The sequence below is a fragment of the Selenomonas sp. AE3005 genome, assembly GCF_000686945.1.
Classification (GTDB): domain Bacteria; phylum Bacillota; class Negativicutes; order Selenomonadales; family Selenomonadaceae; genus Selenomonas_A.
In genome coordinates this window covers 13,874-29,902 of the sequence record NZ_KK366040.1, presented here as the reverse complement: position 1 = coordinate 29,902, position 16,029 = coordinate 13,874, and the positions used below count along the sequence as shown (strand labels likewise).

At 40.9% G+C, this 16,029-nt stretch carries 18 protein-coding genes and 1 pseudogene; 17 read left to right on the top strand and 2 right to left on the bottom strand.

The genetic code is table 11. From position 1 onward, the window contains the following. Window positions 1-291: 291 nt before the first annotated feature. From DL94_RS0111835 to rfbG, 13 genes are all read left to right on the top strand, one after another. A complete protein-coding gene (locus tag DL94_RS0111835; protein ID WP_028130328.1) occupies window positions 292-1,458 on the top strand; it encodes a nucleotide sugar dehydrogenase in 1,167 nt (388 codons plus the stop codon). A gap of 21 nt (window positions 1,459-1,479) precedes the next feature. Continuing rightward, a complete protein-coding gene (locus DL94_RS0111830; protein ID WP_028130327.1) occupies window positions 1,480-2,490 on the top strand; it encodes an NAD-dependent epimerase in 1,011 nt (336 codons plus the stop codon). 5 nt (window positions 2,491-2,495) lie between these two features. Next, window positions 2,496-3,116 (top strand): glycosyltransferase family 2 protein, encoded by a 621-nt coding sequence (locus DL94_RS14850; protein WP_051586443.1) that lies wholly within the window; start codon window positions 2,496-2,498, stop codon window positions 3,114-3,116. A gap of 203 nt (window positions 3,117-3,319) precedes the next feature. Continuing rightward, window positions 3,320-3,850, top strand: coding sequence for a glycosyltransferase family protein (locus DL94_RS16370; protein WP_197020756.1), 531 nt, complete (start codon window positions 3,320-3,322; stop codon window positions 3,848-3,850). Beyond that, entirely contained in the window at window positions 3,832-4,542 is a 711-nt protein-coding gene (locus DL94_RS16365) for a glycosyltransferase (RefSeq protein WP_197020755.1), read from the top strand. Before DL94_RS16370 ends, DL94_RS16365 begins: the two co-directional genes overlap by 19 nt. Window positions 4,543-4,591: 49 nt before the next feature. Beyond that, entirely contained in the window at window positions 4,592-5,656 is a 1,065-nt protein-coding gene (locus DL94_RS0111815) for a polysaccharide biosynthesis protein (RefSeq protein WP_037371865.1), read from the top strand. 14 nt (window positions 5,657-5,670) lie between these two features. Next, window positions 5,671-6,843: a non-hydrolyzing UDP-N-acetylglucosamine 2-epimerase gene (wecB, locus tag DL94_RS0111810; RefSeq protein ID WP_028130325.1), complete on the top strand. Its 1,173-nt coding sequence runs from the start codon at window positions 5,671-5,673 to the stop codon at window positions 6,841-6,843. Further along, a complete protein-coding gene (locus DL94_RS0111805) occupies window positions 6,840-8,111 on the top strand; it encodes a polysaccharide biosynthesis C-terminal domain-containing protein (protein ID WP_028130324.1) in 1,272 nt (423 codons plus the stop codon). Before wecB ends, DL94_RS0111805 begins: the two co-directional genes overlap by 4 nt. Before the next feature lie 544 nt (window positions 8,112-8,655). Continuing rightward, window positions 8,656-8,778, top strand: a complete 123-nt coding sequence (locus tag DL94_RS16615) for a hypothetical protein (protein WP_081798819.1) — start codon at window positions 8,656-8,658, stop codon at window positions 8,776-8,778. 26 nt (window positions 8,779-8,804) lie between these two features. After that, complete coding sequence (gene wzx, locus DL94_RS0111790; RefSeq protein WP_028130322.1) at window positions 8,805-10,196, top strand: O-unit flippase-like protein; 1,392 nt, start codon at window positions 8,805-8,807, stop codon at window positions 10,194-10,196. 19 nt (window positions 10,197-10,215) lie between these two features. Further along, window positions 10,216-11,262, top strand: a complete 1,047-nt coding sequence (locus DL94_RS15430; protein WP_028130321.1) for a glycosyltransferase family 2 protein — start codon at window positions 10,216-10,218, stop codon at window positions 11,260-11,262. Next, window positions 11,259-12,041, top strand: coding sequence for a glucose-1-phosphate cytidylyltransferase (rfbF, locus tag DL94_RS0111780; protein ID WP_028130320.1), 783 nt, complete (start codon window positions 11,259-11,261; stop codon window positions 12,039-12,041). Before DL94_RS15430 ends, rfbF begins: the two co-directional genes overlap by 4 nt. Further along, the gene (gene rfbG / locus DL94_RS0111775; protein ID WP_028130319.1) at window positions 12,038-13,099 is read left to right on the top strand and encodes a CDP-glucose 4,6-dehydratase; all 1,062 of its coding nucleotides are present in this window, start codon (window positions 12,038-12,040) and stop codon (window positions 13,097-13,099) included. Before rfbF ends, rfbG begins: the two co-directional genes overlap by 4 nt. A 9-nt stretch (window positions 13,100-13,108) precedes the next feature. Here the strand turns inward: rfbG and DL94_RS0111770 are convergent, their stop codons facing one another. Together DL94_RS0111770 and DL94_RS0111765 are read right to left on the bottom strand one after the other, a co-directional pair. After that, complete coding sequence (locus DL94_RS0111770; protein WP_028130318.1) at window positions 13,109-13,396, bottom strand: helix-turn-helix domain-containing protein; 288 nt, start codon at window positions 13,394-13,396, stop codon at window positions 13,109-13,111. After that, window positions 13,389-13,739: a type II toxin-antitoxin system RelE/ParE family toxin gene (locus tag DL94_RS0111765; protein WP_028130317.1), complete on the bottom strand. Its 351-nt coding sequence runs from the start codon at window positions 13,737-13,739 to the stop codon at window positions 13,389-13,391. The genes DL94_RS0111770 and DL94_RS0111765 overlap by 8 nt, the downstream gene beginning before the upstream one ends. Before the next feature lie 101 nt (window positions 13,740-13,840). Between DL94_RS0111765 and DL94_RS0111760 the strand changes: the two genes are divergently transcribed. From DL94_RS0111760 to DL94_RS16610, 4 genes and pseudogenes are all read left to right on the top strand, one after another. After that, window positions 13,841-14,764, top strand: a complete 924-nt coding sequence (locus tag DL94_RS0111760; RefSeq protein WP_028130316.1) for an NAD-dependent epimerase/dehydratase family protein — start codon at window positions 13,841-13,843, stop codon at window positions 14,762-14,764. Between the two features lie 25 nt (window positions 14,765-14,789). Continuing rightward, window positions 14,790-15,365, top strand: coding sequence for a dTDP-4-dehydrorhamnose 3,5-epimerase (rfbC, locus tag DL94_RS0111755; RefSeq protein WP_028130315.1), 576 nt, complete (start codon window positions 14,790-14,792; stop codon window positions 15,363-15,365). A 1-nt stretch (window position 15,366) separates the two neighbouring features. Next, the gene (locus DL94_RS16360) at window positions 15,367-15,666 is read left to right on the top strand and encodes an FAD-dependent oxidoreductase (protein ID WP_197020754.1); all 300 of its coding nucleotides are present in this window, start codon (window positions 15,367-15,369) and stop codon (window positions 15,664-15,666) included. Continuing rightward, window positions 15,570-16,016: pseudogene (locus DL94_RS16610) on the top strand (UDP-galactopyranose mutase); the annotation flags it as partial. The gene DL94_RS16360 and the pseudogene DL94_RS16610, both read left to right, overlap by 97 nt. Between the last annotated feature and the right edge of the window lie 13 nt (window positions 16,017-16,029).

The window sequence follows — 16,029 nt, the reverse complement described above, 5'->3', positions numbered from 1 at the left end:
AACGGCGGTTATATCTTTTTTACTTGAATTTCTAAATCATTATAAAGACTTATTTTATTCAGCAAAGACAACTTCTGCCTCGGGTAGTACTTGATATTTTTTTACCATGTAAAAATTATCGAATCATAGCGAAAAAAATCCGTTCTATGTGGATATGTTTGATACTGGTAGAACTATAGCAAGCTCACGTCCTTGGATAAGTTCGTTTTTGGATTCTTCTTGTATAGCATACATGATGATGACCTCTTTTGCTTATATATATAATGAAAATTTGAAGGGGAGTAGTGCATTTTGAAAATTGCAATTGTGGGTACAGGTTATGTGGGCTTGTCTAATGGTCTCTTGCTTGCGCAGCATAATGAGGTGGCGGCGCTGGATATTGTGTCGGAGAAGGTGGATATGTTGAATCAGGGCGTTTCACCGATTGTGGACGGGGATATTTCAGAGTTCCTTGCACATAAGAAACTGAACTTCCGGGCTACCTTGGAGGCACGGGAGGCGATTGAGGGAGCGGAGTTTGTGATTATCTCTACGCCCACGAATTATGATCCGGACAAGAATTTCTTTGATACTTCTTCTGTGGAGACGGTGATTGAAGAAGTGTTGGATATCAATTCGCAGGCGGTTATGGTGATTAAGTCTACGGTGCCGGTTGGTTATACGGAACAGATGAAGAAGCGTTACAAGACCAACAATATCCTTTTCTCGCCGGAGTTTCTGCGGGAAGGGAAGGCTCTGCATGACAATCTCTACCCCTCCCGGATTATCGTTGGTGAACGCTCGGAACGGGCAAAGATCTTTGCTGGACTGCTGGCGGAAGGTGCAGTGAAAAAGGATATTCCTACGCTGTTTACTGGTTCTACTGAAGCTGAAGCAATCAAGCTCTTTGCCAATACCTGTCTGGCCTTGCGGGTGGCTTACTTTAATGAGTTGGATTCTTATGCAGAAGCCCGTGGGCTGGATACGGGCGAGATTATCCGTGGTGTCAGTCTAGATCCGCGTATTGGGGATTTTTATAACAATCCGTCTTTTGGTTATGGCGGTTACTGTCTGCCCAAAGATACAAAACAGCTGTTGGCTAATTACCGTGATGTGCCGCAGAATCTTATTGGCGCAGTGGTGGAGGCCAACCGCACGCGCAAGGATTTTATTGCGGATGCGATTATTGCTAAAAAACCGAAGGTTGTTGGTGTTTATCGTCTGACGATGAAGACGGCATCCGATAATTTCCGCGCCAGCGCGATTCAGGGCATTATGAAGCGCATTAAGGCGAAAGGTATTCCCTGCATTGTTTATGAGCCAACACTTAAAGAGGATAATTTCTTCCGTTCCGAGGTGGTTAATGATTTGGAAGCATTCAAGGAACGAAGCGATGTGATTGTGGCCAATCGTTGGAATGACGTGCTGGATGATGTGCGGGATAAGGTGTTTACGCGAGACATTTTCAGTCGGGATTAATAAGCTAGGGGAGCGAAGAAATTGGCAGATTACAAGGACTTTGATAATACGAAAAAGGTATTGGTTACTGGCGGTGCTGGTTTTATCGGCTTTCATCTGTCGAAAAGGCTGTTGGAGCTGGGGGCAAATGTGGTCGGATTTGACAATTGCAATGATTATTATGATGTATCGCTGAAGGAAAGCAGACTGGCGATTTTGCAGGCGTATCCCCATTATGAGTTTTTCAAAGGGGATTTGGCTGATGAGTCAGCAGTCAAGACACTGTTTGAGTGTTCAAAGCCTGATATTGTGGTGAATTTGGGCGCACAGGCTGGTGTGCGGTATAGTATCGACCATCCGCGTAGTTATATTGACTCCAATGTCATAGGTTTCTTCAATATATTAGAAGCTTGCCGTCATAATCCCGTGGAGCATCTGCTGTTTGCGTCCAGTTCATCGGTGTATGGCAATCAGGAGAAAACGCCGTTTAGTACCACAGATAATGTTGACCATCCAATTAGTCTCTATGCTGCAACAAAGAAGTCTAATGAGCTGATGGCTTACACTTACAGTCATCTGTATGGCATTTCGGCAACGGGGCTGCGGTTCTTTACGGTCTATGGCCCGTATGGTCGTCCCGATATGGCATACTTCAAATTTGCCAATCTGATTCGTGACGGTAAACCGATAAAGATTTACAACAACGGTGATATGCTTCGCGACTTTACTTATGTTGATGATATCGTTACAGGGATCGAGCATATGCTTTGCAATCCACCGAAAGCCAACAAGGAGGGCGATAAGTACAAGGTATATAACATTGGCAATAACAGTCCGGTTAAATTAATGGACTTTATCGAGACTTTAGAAAAAGCCTTAGGCAAAAGCGCGGAGAAAGAATATCTACCTATGCAGCCAGGAGATGTGTATCAGACGTATGCTGATGTTAGTGACTTGGAACGGGATTTTGATTTTCGTCCTAATACCACTATTACTAAAGGATTGAACCTTTTTGCGTGTTGGTATAGAGAATTTTATGAAATGAGTAGCTGATAACAATGAATAATATTACTAAACATATGTCGGAGGTTGACAAAATACTAAATGGTTTAATAAGTATTATTATTCCGGTTTATAATGTTGGAGACTATTTAGAATACTGCCTCAACTCAGTATTAAATCGAACATATAGAAATCTTGAAATTATTGTTATTGATGATGGCTCTGAAGATAATACTGCAGAAATAATTGATGAATTTGCTAAACGAGATAAAAGGATAAAAGCTATACATACAAATAATTGTGGTGTAAGTCATGCAAGAAATGTTGGTTTGAACACTGCTCATGGCGAATACATTGGTTTTGTAGATGGTGATGATTGGGTAGATGAAGATACTTATGAACATTTGTTGCGTGAAATAGTAAATAATAATGCCGATGTTGCAGGCGGTGGATATATATGTGAGGAAGAAAATGGTGGATATATAACATTAAAAAAGGAAAAACGTGCTGTTTATTCACGGAATGATATTTTGCAAGTAATATTTTCATGCGATGTCCCAAAACTTCTATATTGGGAGCTTTGCGACAAGTTATTTAAAAAAGAACTTGTCACAAATACACGTTTTGATGAGTCCATTGGTACGGCAGAAGATAAGTTGTTTTTTGGCAAGCTATGAAAAATGGTAACTATTCACCAGCCTCAGTAATGTCCGTTGTACAGCGTACAATGTTGACCGTTTTGTGGTGTAATTCGTGGATATTGTAGCTTGCTTCGCGGACATTAACGATTATTGTCTACTGCTACAGATCGCTGGTGAATAGTTACGAAAATTTTAATAAAAATATTATTATAAATAATATTTTGTTTTAAGGTGATAATATGAGGGAAGTTTTATCTATTAATTTGGGGAACTTCGGTAGTACCGGCAATATAATGCGTGGTATATCAAAAATTGCAGAAGATAATGGTTTTATTTGTTGGCAGGCATATGCACCAGATAAGAATAATGGACCTAAAGCCGAAAGAGATATCATTATTTCTTCGTATAATATAAGGAGAGTAAATGAGTTGTATTCTCGCTTTACCGGAATGCGCGGTTTTTCATCATACTTTTCAACATTAGCCTTTTTAAAAAAGGTCGACAGAATCAAACCAGATATCATACATCTTCATAATCTGCATTGTAATTATATTCATGTTGGATTGCTGTTTGATTATATTAAGAAGCATCATATTAAAGTGATATGGACTTTGCATGATTGCTGGGCTTTTACGGGGAGATGCCCACATTTTCAAATTAGTGGATGCGATAGGTGGAAGACAGGATGTTATGACTGTCCATATCCTAAGAATGAGTATCCGTCTGTTTTTTGGGATAGGACAGACGTGTTATGGAAACAAAAAAAATGACATTTACTGGAGTGGAGGACATGACTATTGTTACTCCTTCTAAATGGTTGGCCAGTTTAGTAAAGGAATCATTTCTCAATGAGTATCAAGTAAAAGTGATTAATAATGGGATTGACTTAAATGTGTTTAAGCCGAAAAAAAGTGACTTTCGTGAGAGGTATAAAATTAAAGAAGGGGTAAAAATCCTCTTAGGGGTGTCATTTGGTTGGTCTTATCGTAAAGGCTTGGATGTATTTATTGATTTGAATAAGAGGCTTGACAAATCAAAATACGTAATTGTAATTGTTGGTGTCGATAAAAACATTATACTGCCCCAGGATATTATAGCGATTGAAAGAACTAGTAGTAAACATAAGCTGGCAGAAATATATACAGCAGCTGATGTATTTATTAATCCTACACGGGAGGAAAATTTTCCTACAGTTAATATAGAAGCACTTGCGTGCGGAACACCAGTTGTTACTTTTAGAACAGGCGGGAGTGCCGAGATTATTAATAAATCTAGTGGCCTTTCAGTTGAACCAGATGATTTGGAAGGTCTCATGAAAGCAATTAAAGACATCTGTAAAGGAGAATGTATTAGTACAGAAACATGTCTTACAAGGTCTAAGTGTTTTGATCGAAAAGAAAGATTTAGAGAATTTGTTGAATTATACAAAAATATAGCAGGTTACAAGGATAAAAAAATATAAAATTATAAAACTTCATGTGTAATAGATACTTTTGGAGGAAATAAAGTGTATGGACATCAGGGACTCATTTATGGATAAGACTTTGGTTATTACCGGCGGTACTGGGTCTTTTGGCTCCACAGTGCTTAAGCATTTCATTTGCTCTGGCCTGGGAGAGATTCGTATTCTCAGCCGCGATGAGAAGAAGCAGGATACTATGCGGCACACGTTGCAGGCAAGATATCCTAAATATGCCTCGAAAGTAAAGTTCTATGTAGGAGACGTGCGTAATCTATCTTCTGTGCGTGAATGCATGTATGGAGCAGATTATGTTTTTCATGCTGCAGCGTTGAAAGAAGTACCTTCCTGTGAGTTTTTTCCTATGGAGGCTGTTAAGACGAACATTATAGGTACAGATAATGTTATTACGGCGGCTGTGGAAAATGCAGTAAAGAAGGTTGTGTTCTTATCTACAGATAAAGCATCGTATCCCATCAATACAATGGGTGCAACTAAGATGCTGGGGGAGAAAGTGATGGGGGCCAGAGCGCAGGCTGCTTTTGATAGGAGCGGTACGGTGCTATGTTGTACTCGTTATGGAAATGTAATGTGCAGCCGTGGATCGGTCATTCCTTTGTTTATTGACCAGATTAAGAGAAAAGCGCCTATTACTATCACAGACCCTAATATGACGCGTTTCTTGATGAACCTTGATGAAGCTGTAGATTTAGTGTCATTTGCCTTTATGCATGCTGAACCGGGCGATTTGTTCATTCAGAAGGCTGATGCCAGCACTATTGGTGACCTGGCAGATGGTGTAATGAAGGTATTTGGACAGACGGAGAAGAAAATCATAGGCTCTCGTCATGGAGAAAAACTTTACGAAACGTTAATGACCAGAGAAGAACGCTTGCGTTCTACGGATATGGGCAACTATTTCCGTATTAGTTCTGATGCTCGTGGCCTTAACTATGATAAGTTCTACGTGCAGGGGGATGTGGTCACCGAAGGTGACGAGGCCTATACTTCCCACAATACAAATCGTCTGGATGTGGATGGCGTTGTGAAAAAAATTATGACCACAGACTATGTGAAGGAAGAATTGGAAGGCCGTCCACATGCAGTTGAGGCTTAAGGGAGAAGATATTCATGAGTATCCATTGGAAAGATAATGGCAAATTGAAACTGATGATTATTGTGGGGACGCGTCCGGAAATCATTCGGTCGTCTGCTGTAATCAAGAAGTGCCGTAAGTATTTTGATACTGTGCTGGTACATACGGGACAGAATTATGACTATAACCTTAATGGGGTATTTTTTAAAGATTTAGGGCTGGCAGATCCGGAACTTTATTTGAATGCAGTGGGAAATGATCTGGGCGAAACGATGGGCAATATTATCGCATCTTCCTATAAGGCTATGGCAGAACTGCAGCCGGATGCGGTTCTGGTCCTGGGCGATACGAATTCCTGTTTGTCTGTGATTGGTGCCAAGCGTATGCATATCCCTATTTTTCACATGGAGGCTGGCAACCGCTGCAAGGATGAATGCCTGCCTGAGGAGACGAATCGGCGCATTGTCGATATCATCAGTGATGTGAATTTGGCTTATTCCGAGCATGCACGCCGTTATTTAGCTGACTGCGGCCTGCCAAAGGAACGTACATATGTGACAGGTTCGCCTATGGCAGAGGTTCTGACCGATAATCTGGAGGCAATCAAGGCATCGGATATACACACCCGTCTTGGTTTGGAGAAGGGGAAATACATACTCTTATCTGCTCACCGTGAAGAAAATATTGATACGGAAAAGAATTTTACGAGTCTCTTTACGGCGATTAACCGCATGGCCGAAAAATACGATATGCCGATTCTGTATTCCTGTCACCCACGCTCCAGGAAAAGGTTGGAGTCTTCAGGATTCATACTTGATTCTCGTGTAATTCAGCATGAACCGCTGGGATTCCATGATTATAACTGCCTGCAGATGCATGCGTTTGCAGTTGTTTCGGATTCCGGCACACTGCCAGAGGAAAGCAGTTTCTTTACTTCAATCGGAAAGCCAATTCCAGCAGTATGTATCCGCACATCGACAGAGCGTCCTGAGGCTTTGGACAAGGCCTGCTTTATCCTATCCGGAATTGATGAAAAGGGATTGCTCCAGGCTGTAGATACCGCTGTAGAGATGGTTAAGGAAGAGAAAAATGGCGGAGCAATGCCTGTGCCGGACTATACGGACATCAATGTGTCGGATAAGGTTGTAAAACTCATTCAATCCTATGTTGGTGTGGTTAATAAGATGGTGTGGAGAAAAGACGTATGAAGATACTGGTAACAGGCGCGGCAGGCTTTGTTGGCCGCAATCTTGTAGAGAACTTGAAAAATATTCGGGACGGAAAGAACAGGACGCGCCCCAATATATCTATTCAAGCGATTTATGAATATGACCGACATAACACGGTAGAGGATTTGGAGCAGTTTTGTGCTGACTGTGATTTTGTCTTCAATCTTGCCGGGGTAAACCGGCCAAAAGACCCTAAGGAATTTGAGGAAGGAAATTTTGGCTTTGCGAGTATCCTGCTCGATACGTTAAAAAAACACAATAACAAATGTCCGGTAATGCTTAGTTCATCCCTGCAGGCAACCTTGGCCGGACGTTTTGGAGCGTCGGAATACGGCCTGAGCAAGCGGGATGGAGAGGAACTGTTCCTCCATTATGGTGAGGAAACAGGTGCGCCTGTCTATGTTTATCGGTTTCCAAATTTGGTTGGCAAATGGGTACGTCCCAACTATAACTCTGCAGTAGGGACATTCTGTCATAACATTGCTCATGATTTGCCGATAACGGTAAATGATCCGTCTGTAGAACTCGAAATGTTGTTCATTGATGACCTGTTGGAGGTAATGTATGACCTGCTCGAAGGTAAGGCAATGCGTTGCGAGTATCCCAAAACCGGGGAAGTGATTGATGGTATCGAGTATGATGGCCTGATGGCAAAACCAACTGAATCTGGACGTTATTGCTATGCACCCGTTACACATAAGGCTGCCTTAGGACAGATTGTGGAACTTCTTCATACCTTTCATGATCAGCCGCATACTCTGATCATGCCGGCAATTCCGGAAGGCAGCTTTGCCAAGAAATTATATAGTATGTATCTGTCCTATTTGCCGAAGGAGAAAGTCGCTTTCGATTTAAAGATGAATTGCGATGAACGTGGCAGCTTTACGGAGTTGCTGAAAACCGCCGATCATGGTCAGTTTTCGGTGAATATCAGCAAACTAGGCGTTACCAAAGGTCAGCATTGGCACAATAGTAAATGGGAATTCTTCATTGTCGTTGCTGGACATGGTTTGATACAAGAACGGAAAATCGGCACCGATGAAGTCATTGAATTTGAAGTCAGTGGAGATAAAATACAGGCGGTGCATATGCTGCCGGGATATACGCATAATATTATCAATTTAAGTGAGACTGAAAATCTAGTAACATTAATGTGGGCTAATGAGGTGTTTGATTTTACTCAGCCTGATACATTCGAGGAAATAGTTTACAAGTTAAAAATGGGGAGAGTGATTTGTTCAGATTAATCATACCTTTTGCTATAGGAGTGGTAATATTACAAGCGAGTTATAGTTATTTGTTGAATAATACATATGTGTTAGGGGATACGTATGTAGGCTATTTTAATGCAGATAGTGAATTAAATGCGCCAAGAGAATCAGGGTATTATGGTTTAATGAAGTGTGTAGCATATATCCTTTTAGTATTGTTTAATAGCCTGTTTAAATATGATTTTGAGGTAGGGAGAAAAATCTCATATTTAAATATTATGGTTCTTTTTGGATGCGTTATGTTCTATGCATCGACCACTACGATGAATATATTCAGTCGATTAAGTGATACATTCTTGATTTATGGATGTGTGCTTATTTGTTATTTATTGGATATGGTAAGGCAAAGAAATATATTAATTATGCTGAAGTTTTGTTTTTATATTTTTGGCATGATAAATCTAGTATATCTTATGTATACAAATACATGTGAAGTTATGCCCTATTATTTTATTATATAACATTCTCAAACTTCGTACATACGAAACAAGTATTCTATCAAGTGTAACAGGAAGAATCTGTGTTTATCCCGCAGACTGTAAAATACCTATTTACTAATCCGGGGGAGATTCCTTTGGAGCTTATCGAAATCCATAATAATGCCTATATCAGTGAGGATGATATTGTGAGGTTTGCCGAATAAATAAGACAGGGAAGGATTCATGGATAATGCATATAACGAAAGTGGATGTTCTATGGAGCTACTTAGGATATATTTTACGTTTCTTTTCAGGCGTTTTGTTACTGCCGCTGATGTTGCGAATGTTGTCGAGTGAGGAAATGGGCGTATGGTATGTGTTCTTAGCGATAGGCTCGATGACACAGATTTTGGATATGGGCTTTTCGCCAACGATTACCAGGAATGTGTCCTATGCCTATGCTGGCGCTGAGAAGTTATCCAAAGAAGGTTTGGCGGCAAAAAATAATTTTAGCAAGAAAATCAACTATGAACTGTTGGCAAAAATCAAGCATGTATCAAAATATGTTTATTTCTATATCTCTTTACTAGCATTATTTTTACTCTTGTTTTTAGGAACGGGATATATATATTACATCACGCGTTCTTTTGCGGATAATACGTATTATCTGATCGCATGGTGTATATATGCGATAGGTTTATTTCTGAATTTCCTTTATAGTTATTGGATATTCTTGCTGAATGGTGTAGGTCTTATCCGTCAGGGGCAACAGGCTGCCATTGTATCTAATGTAGTTTTTATCGTTATTGCGGTGATTGGTTTATTCTTTGGTGGCTCAATCATGGCTGTAGCTATTGCCTTCCTTTTTAACGGTGTGATTGTTCGCATGATGTGCAAATCATTTCTAAACAAGCATTTGTCAATACCTGATATGGAAATGTCCAAAGAAGAAACCAAAGAGTATCTCCAAATCATCTGGTTTAATGCGAAGAAAATGGGGATATCATCTATTGGTGCGTATCTCATCATACAAGCTAATACCCTGTTGACTTCGATATTTTTTGATTTAAAAACAGTGGCTGCTTATGGGCTTACTTTACAGATTATTAATTTTGCTTTGACACTGGCAAGAATTCCATTTTCGACCTATCTGCCTATGTTGAATGAAATGAGAGTGATAAAGGATGATTTGGGGATTGTCAGACTGATGTCTATGACATTTGTGCTGGGAGGCTTGATATTTCTTGCTTGTGCGTTTGGAATATTAGTATTTGGCAATGATATCCTAGTCTTGATTCATAGTAATACATTACTATTGCCCTCGTCGATGGTAGCGTTTATGCTCTTTTATTTATTCTTGGAGTATAATCATTCGAATTTTGCTACGGTCATTACGACACGCAATGAAGTTCCTTTTGTGAAGGCTTCGATTTATTCTGGGATAGCTGTAATATTGCTGGCACTGTTTAATGTGCAGATATTAGGAATGGAGCTATGGGGATTATTGGTCGGACAGTGTTTGGCACAGCTTGTTTATAGCAACTGGTATTGGCCATTAGTTGTCCTGCGGGAATTTCAGATATCTCCGTGGTATATGATTCGCACGGGAATGTTGGCAATAATAAGTAAATTTAATCAATAAAATGTTTTGGGGGAGAAATATGGATATTGTAACGTATGATAAGTATGATTTTTTTAATAGGGATGATCATTTTACAAAGTATCGAAACGTAAAATCTCTCCTTTTGCATGGAAAGAAAAATGCTAAAGCTGAAATATCGATTGTCATACCAGTGTATAAGCGTGTGGAATTTATCCGCGAAGCTATCGAAAGTGCGCTGAATCAGAATACGAAGCATGTCTATAATATCATCGTTGTTGATAATACAGCAGAAAATGACGATATTTACGATATAGTGAAATCTTATCCAGAAGATAAGGTCATGTATTATAAGAATGAGAAGAATATCGGGATGTTTGGAAATTTCAATCGTTGTATTGAAGTGGCGGATTCGCCGTGGATTGCTATTTTGCATGATGATGATAAGATGAAGCCGGATTATGTAGAAAATATCTTAAATGTAACGAAAATAAATAGTGATTGTGTGGCTATCGGTGTAGAACATGAATTGATAAATGCTGAGAGTGAAGTGACGGATGTTGGTTTGTATGATGGAAAAGTAAAGAAACTATCCATGATCGATTTTTATTTCAAGACTTGTCCTGTTTCGATAGCTGGATTTGCTTTTAGAAAGAATGAGGCGATGGCTATGGGCGGTTTTGATGAAGATTATTATCCTGCAGCAGATGCTAATTTCATGTGCAAGTTGCAGGCAGGTTATGGTTACGTATATAGGTTAGGTAAAACGTTGATGCAATATAGGATTGCGGCGAATGAATCCATGAATCCCCAGACCTTACGTCAGTTCTTACTGTATAATTACGAGCAAAATAAGGCTGTGTCAAATCGTGTAAATCGTGTGTTCAAGCTCTTTTATCATATGCATCAAAATGCTTTTATTCATGACGGAATGAATTCGTGTAAACTTTTTAATGTTGATGTTGATTATCGTGATATAAAAGATGTTTTAAATTATAAGAACTCACTATCGGTATTTTTTTACCGAAACATATTGAAGTTTATTCGTCCATATTTGTGGGTTCGAATCATTAAAAAGATAAAAAAGCTAGGGGGAGCCTATAAATGAAGGTTGTACTATTAGCCGGTGGTTTCGGTACCAGAATTAGTGAAGAATCGCAATTCAAGCCAAAGCCTATGATTGAAATCGGTGGCAAGCCAATCCTTTGGCATATCATGAAGGAATACTTGCATTATGGTTTCGATGAATTCATCATTTGTGCTGGTTACAAGCAGGAGTATATAAAGAATTATTTTGCGCATTATTTCCTTCAAGCAAGTGATATTTCTTTTGATTTCCGTGTAGATGGTGAGCGAGAGCATCGTGGGATTATTTCCACAGATTTTGAGCCGTGGAAAGTGACGGTGGTTGATACAGGTTTGGATTCTTTGACTGGCTGGCGTATTAAGCAAATTCAGGATTACGTTGGGGATGAACCATTCCTGATGACATATGGTGATGGTGTTTGTGATGTGAATTTGAAAGCTTTGGTAGAGTTCCATAAATCCCATGGCAAGGCCTGTACGCTGACTGCCGTAAAGCCAGAAGGCCGTTTCGGTATCTTGGATTTGAATGGGGATAATGTACAGTCGTTCCGGGAAAAGAGCCGGGATGATGTCGGTTATATCAATGGTGGCTATATGGTATTGGAACCGAAAATTTTCGATTATATTCAATCTAATGTGATGTTTGAATGCGACCCGATGGAACATCTTGCGGATGATGGTGAGATTATGGCCTATAAGCACAAAGGATTCTGGCAGTGCATGGACACTCTGCGGGATAAGCAGAAATTGGAAGAAATGTGGCTGGTAGGCAAGGCACCATGGAAAGTGTGGGATAAATGAAGTTAAATCCGGATTTTTATAAGGATAAAAAGGTGCTGGTCACAGGACATACTGGTTTCAAGGGAATGTGGCTATGCAATATGCTTACGATGTTTGGGGCAGCTGTTACGGGCTATTCCTTGGAATCGCCTACGGAAGAAGGTGGCAAGGTTTTCCGTGAGGCTGGCATCGAAGCGAGGATAAATTCAGTCATTGGCGATATCCGCGACCGAGAAAAGCTGATGCAGGTCTTTGCTGAAGTCCAACCGGAGATTGTGTTGCATCTAGCGGCGCAGCCGATTGTCATTGAAAGCTACAAAGAGCCGGTGCTGACCTACGAAACTAATGTGATGGGCACAGTCAATATTTTGGAATGTGTACGGCAGGCGGAAAGCGTCAAATCATTTCTGAACGTTACTACGGACAAGGTCTATGAGAACAAGGAATGGCCCTGGGGGTATCGGGAAAATGAGCCTTTGGATGGTTATGATCCGTATTCCAATAGTAAGAGCTGTTCGGAGTTGGTAACCCATAGTTACAAGAAGAGTTTCTTCATTGATGGCCGCTGTGCAATTTCCACGGCGCGGGCAGGAAATGTGATTGGCGGTGGTGATTTTTCTGTGAACCGCATTGTGCCGGATTGCATAAGGGCAGCTTTTGCAGGGCAGAACATTGAAGTACGCAATCCGAATTCCACTCGTCCATACCAGCATGTGCTGGAACCGCTTTATGCTTACTTGTTGATTGCACAGGCACAGTATGAAGATGGCAAATATGCGGATTGGTACAATGTTGGTCCCGATGAATGCGACTGTGTGACCACCGGCGAGCTGACCGATATTTTCTGCCGTCATTGGGGCGAAGGGCTTACGTGGAAAAATATCAGCGTGGAAGGGCCGCATGAGGCTAATTTCCTTAAGCTGGATTGTTCTAAAATAAAAAGTCACCTTGGCTGGCAGCCAAGGTGGCATATAAAAGAGGCGCTGAGAGAAACAGTGGTTTGGGCGAAAGCATGGCAGCAGGGAAAAGATATTTCTGCGGTTATGGAAGAACAAATCCGTAAATTTATGGAAGTTTGATGTTAGATGTTAATGTGCGGTATCTGCTACGAATTCGACCCGAAGTGTCATACCAAGACCTTTGGCCAGTTTTTTGAGCATGTTCAATGACGGATTGCGATTGCCGTTTTCGATGCGGCTGATATCTGCCTGTGTGATGCCTGTACGCAGGGAAAGCTCTTTTTGAGTGATATTCTGTTCCTTGCGGGCAGCAATCATGGCCTGAATAATGTCGTATTCCGGGGCAAGAGCATCATATTCGGCTTTGACAACGGGATTTTTCAGCAGTTCCTGTTTGAATTCGCTGTATTCACTCATGAGGATATCTCCTTTCATAATCTGCTTTGTATTTTTTTGCAAGAGCCAATTCTCTTTTGGGTGTCTTTTGTGACTTTTTCACAAATCCGTTAGTGAGAATTGCTTTCTTGCCGACATAGAAGAAGTAGAAAACCCGTGTGATGTTAGAGGATTCCTTGGAGCGTAATTCGAAGATACCATCTTCCAGTGCTTCAGAATAAGGCATTCGCAGAGCTGGGCCGTTGGTTTCCAAAAGGTCAAGATTTCGTAACATCTTTGCCTGCATTTTCTCATTTAGCGTGAAAATAAAATCTTTAGCGGGTTTCTTGCCATCTTCGGTGGTGTAGAACTCAATGTTGTACATAGTTACCTCCTTGTGATTATTATATGTCTTATTCGACATAAAAACAAGCAGGTAAAGTTTATGATGTATGAATTTTTGTAATACGAAAGAGGTTTAAGTATATGAAAGGTGCTATTGTCACAGGGGCAAATGGCTTTATAGGCAGTCATGTCGTGCGTCAGTTACTTCAGCAGGAAATCCGTGTGGTGGCACTCTGCCATGATGGTAAGTGCGACAATTTGCCGCAGTCTGAGTTATTGACGGTATGTTCGTTTGATTTGGAACGGACAAATGATTTTGCAAAATCTCACACTAAAGAAGATATTGGTTGCGATGTATTCTATCACTTTGCCTGGAAAGGTGCGGCAGGTGCTGCACGGGCAGACACAGCCTTGCAGTTGGATAATGCGCAATGGACAGTTGATGCGTTGCGTTTGGCGAAAGAATTAGGTTGTAAGCGTTTCGTTGGTGCTGGCAGTATTATGGAACATGAGACGGTGGCGGCGGCCTTTGCTCGAGAAAATAAGCCCGGTATGGGGTATATCTATGGCGGTGGAAAACTCATTGCTCATGTTATGGCAAAATCCGTAGCTGCAAATATTGGGATTGAATTTATCTGGCCTATGATTACTAATGCTTATGGTGCGGGGGAAATCAGCCCTCGTTTGGTCAACAGTACAATCCGGAAAATCCTGCAGGGAGAGACTCCATGTTTCACGGCTGGCACGCAGAACTATGATTTTGTGTACATTGATGATGTGGCAAAGGCTTTTTGTTTGATAGGTGAGAAGGGCAAGCCGTTTTGTGAATACATGATTGGCAGTTCGCAGGCACGTCCATTGAAAGAGTTCTTGCTGGAGATGAAGGCAGCAATCGCTCCTGACAGGGAGTTCATTTTTGGAGATGTGCCGTTCACAGGTATCAACTTGCCTATTAGCTATTTTGATGGTCATGATACTGAGCAGGATACTGGATTTCACGCCGAGATAAGTTTTGCAGAAGGTGCGAAAAAGACACGTGACTGGATGGCTGGATTTATGAACTGATTGCTTATGCGAAGGTGATGGACAGATGAATACAAAATTTGAATTTAAGGAAACAATAATTCCGGGACTTATCGAAGTTACTCCTTTCAACGCAGAGGACGTGCGCGGCTGTTTTACTAAGGATTACTCCAGGGAAGTGTTTAAAAACAATGGTATTGACCATGAATTAGCCGAAGTCTTTTACACCACATCCCATAAGGGCGTTATACGTGCATTACATTTTCAGCGAGAAAAACAGCAGCCAAAATTAGTGCGCTGTGTCACGGGGCATGTATATGATGTAGTGGTGGATATGCGCAAGGACAGCCCTACCTTTAAAAAGTGGTTAGGCTTTGATTTGTATGGAGAAAAACATAATGAACTTTTGGTTCCAGCAGGATGTGCTCATGGTTATCTTGTGCTGGAGGATTCTATTGTCTCATACAAATGCGCTGAAAAGTTCTATGGAGAATTCGATGGTGGCATTCGCTGGAATGACCCGGAAATAGGAGTAGAGTGGCCATTGGAAAAAATCGGCGGTGTGGATAATCTGATTCTAGCAGACAAAGATAAACAATTGCCGTTCTTCAATGAATATGTGGATGAGTATGGAGCCTTCTAAGATGGAATATTTAGTAGTTGGTGCTGGTCTTAGTGGTGCGGTGATTGCCAGAAAATTAGCAGATAATGGTCATAAGGTTACGATATGGGAGAGACGCTCTCATATCGGCGGCAATATGTATGACTATAAAGATGAGTATGGCATAAATGTCCATAAATATGGCCCGCATACATTTCATACGAATGATAAGAACTATATGAGTTCATGCTTCAGCATGAGAAATGGGAACCGTATGCACTGCAATGTGGGGCACAAATCGATGGTAAATTTACCCCAACACCGTTTAACTTTTCCACGATAGAAACGTTTTATACTGAACAGGAAGCGGAAGAACTCAAACAGCAGATAAAGAGTGTTTTTGGTGATAGAACGACCGCTACGGTGGTAGAGGTCCTGTCTTGTGCAAATGAGATTGTACGAAAATACGGTGAATTTCTGTTTGCCAAGGATTACAGTCTGTATACTGCCAAGCAATGGGGAATATCGCCAGATAAGATTGATCCGAGCGTATTGAAGCGTGTGCCGTTAAGATTTTCTTATGATGAAGGATACTTCGATGATAAATATCAAGTGATGCCTGTTCACAGTTATTGCGATTTTTTCCATAACTTACTATCGCATGAAAATATTGAAGTGAAGTTAGGTATAGATGTTTTGGAACACC

What these genes read in the sequence shown, in the direction of transcription:
- DL94_RS14850 (WP_051586443.1), top strand. Translation starts at nt 2,496, where the DNA reads ATGAATAATATTACTAAACATATGTCGGAGGTTGACAAAATACTAAAT.
- DL94_RS16370 (WP_197020756.1), top strand. Translation starts at nt 3,320, where the DNA reads ATGAGGGAAGTTTTATCTATTAATTTGGGGAACTTCGGTAGTACCGGC.
- DL94_RS16365 (WP_197020755.1), top strand. Translation starts at nt 3,832, where the DNA reads ATGGAAACAAAAAAAATGACATTTACTGGAGTGGAGGACATGACTATT.
- DL94_RS0111815 (WP_037371865.1), top strand. Translation starts at nt 4,592, where the DNA reads ATGGACATCAGGGACTCATTTATGGATAAGACTTTGGTTATTACCGGC.
- wecB (WP_028130325.1), top strand. Translation starts at nt 5,671, where the DNA reads ATGAGTATCCATTGGAAAGATAATGGCAAATTGAAACTGATGATTATT.
- DL94_RS0111805 (WP_028130324.1), top strand. Translation starts at nt 6,840, where the DNA reads ATGAAGATACTGGTAACAGGCGCGGCAGGCTTTGTTGGCCGCAATCTT.
- wzx (WP_028130322.1), top strand. Translation starts at nt 8,805, where the DNA reads ATGCATATAACGAAAGTGGATGTTCTATGGAGCTACTTAGGATATATT.
- DL94_RS15430 (WP_028130321.1), top strand. Translation starts at nt 10,216, where the DNA reads ATGGATATTGTAACGTATGATAAGTATGATTTTTTTAATAGGGATGAT.
- rfbF (WP_028130320.1), top strand. Translation starts at nt 11,259, where the DNA reads ATGAAGGTTGTACTATTAGCCGGTGGTTTCGGTACCAGAATTAGTGAA.
- rfbG (WP_028130319.1), top strand. Translation starts at nt 12,038, where the DNA reads ATGAAGTTAAATCCGGATTTTTATAAGGATAAAAAGGTGCTGGTCACA.
- DL94_RS0111770 (WP_028130318.1), bottom strand. Translation starts at nt 13,396, where the DNA reads ATGAGTGAATACAGCGAATTCAAACAGGAACTGCTGAAAAATCCCGTT.
- DL94_RS0111765 (WP_028130317.1), bottom strand. Translation starts at nt 13,739, where the DNA reads ATGTACAACATTGAGTTCTACACCACCGAAGATGGCAAGAAACCCGCT.
- DL94_RS0111760 (WP_028130316.1), top strand. Translation starts at nt 13,841, where the DNA reads ATGAAAGGTGCTATTGTCACAGGGGCAAATGGCTTTATAGGCAGTCAT.
- rfbC (WP_028130315.1), top strand. Translation starts at nt 14,790, where the DNA reads ATGAATACAAAATTTGAATTTAAGGAAACAATAATTCCGGGACTTATC.
- DL94_RS16360 (WP_197020754.1), top strand. Translation starts at nt 15,367, where the DNA reads ATGGAATATTTAGTAGTTGGTGCTGGTCTTAGTGGTGCGGTGATTGCC.